This window comes from Actinomyces sp. oral taxon 448 str. F0400 (assembly GCF_000220835.1).
In the GTDB taxonomy this organism is placed as follows: Bacteria; Actinomycetota; Actinomycetes; order Actinomycetales; family Actinomycetaceae; genus Actinomyces.
Map to the genome: position 1 here is coordinate 1 of NZ_GL985611.1, position 1162 is coordinate 1162.

Genomic DNA, 1162 nt, shown 5'->3' on the forward strand with positions numbered 1-1162 from the left:
CGTCGCGGTGAGCGGTTCGGGAGTCGCCTGCGCTTCGGCGGCGTCCGGCGCCTGCGCACCGTCGAGCGTCCTGTCGGGAACCGACAGCAGCGCGTCGACGCTCGTGCCGAGCAGCGCCGCCAGGCGGGGGAGGGCGGCGACGTCGGGGTAGTTGAGGTCGTTCTCCCACTTGCTGACCGCCTGCGGAGTGACGTCCATCCGCTGGGCGAGCTGCTCCTGCGTCATCCCCTGCGACAGCCGCAGCCGTGAGATGTTGCGTCCGACCGAGTGCTTCATCCGTGTTCTCCTGTTCATTCCATTCGTTCCATTGTCGGTCCGGCGCCGCATCCGTCCGTTGCGCCCTCTCGTGCGCCGAACCCGCCTGCGTCGGATCTGCCGGTCACCACCATGGTGTCGATGATCTCGGCCCGGAGGTAGCACGTATCCGTTGATCACCGGACACGTGCGCCCCGGTGCGCATCGGGACGCGGGTATCAACCAGTGGTTGAGTCGACGCGCCCCACCCCACGGAACGGACGCCCCCCGGCCGGGGAGAAATGGTGAGCGCGAGGATCGGCGCCTGGCCGATGCTGGCTCTCCCCGGCCGGGGAGAGATGACGACGGGACGATCGGACGCCAGGATGACGCCATGAGGATCCGTACCGCCACGCCCGCAGATCTCGATGCCGTCGCCGACTTGGAGACCGTCTGCTTTTCGCCCGCCGAAGCCGCCGGTCGTGATGCCGTCGCCGCGCGGCTGACCGCCTACCCCGACCGCATCTGGCTCGGCCTGGACGAGGAGGACGGCCACGGCGGGCCGAGCCTTCTGGCCTGCATCAACGGCATGCGCACCTCCGTCCCCGACCTGACCGATGAGATGTTCTCCCATGCCGAGTTGCACGAGCCCGACGGGTCCTGGCAGATGATCTTCTCCGTCATGACCTCGCCCGAGCGTCGAGGGGAAGGCCTGGCCGGCCGACTGCTGGAGCATGTGATCGCCGTTTCCCGCGCGGACGAGTGCCGGGGGCTCGTCCTGACCGCCAAGGCCGGACTCCTCGGCTTCTACGCCCGATACGGCTTCGTCGACGAGGGCGTGTGCCCCTCCGATCACGGCGGCGCCGTATGGCACCAGATGCGGCTGGCTCTGTGAGGTCGATCCTCAGCCGGCTCTTCCCATGAGACA

The 1162-nt window shown here is 68.8% G+C and carries 2 protein-coding genes; one reads left to right on the forward strand and one right to left on the reverse strand.

Going from position 1 to position 1162, the window contains the following annotated elements; translation table 11 throughout:
- Positions 1-276: helix-turn-helix transcriptional regulator (locus tag HMPREF9062_RS11940; protein WP_009409878.1), on the reverse strand; the 276-nt coding region annotated here is incomplete at its 3' end.
- A 352-nt stretch (positions 277-628) separates the two neighbouring features.
- On the opposite strand from HMPREF9062_RS11940, the gene HMPREF9062_RS11945 reads away from it, so the two are divergent.
- Positions 629-1129 (forward strand): GNAT family N-acetyltransferase, encoded by a 501-nt coding sequence (locus HMPREF9062_RS11945; protein WP_009409879.1) that lies wholly within the window; start codon positions 629-631, stop codon positions 1127-1129.
- The last annotated feature ends 33 nt before the right edge of the window (positions 1130-1162 follow it).

What these genes read in the sequence shown, in the direction of transcription:
- HMPREF9062_RS11945 (WP_009409879.1), top strand. Translation starts at nt 629, where the DNA reads ATGAGGATCCGTACCGCCACGCCCGCAGATCTCGATGCCGTCGCCGAC.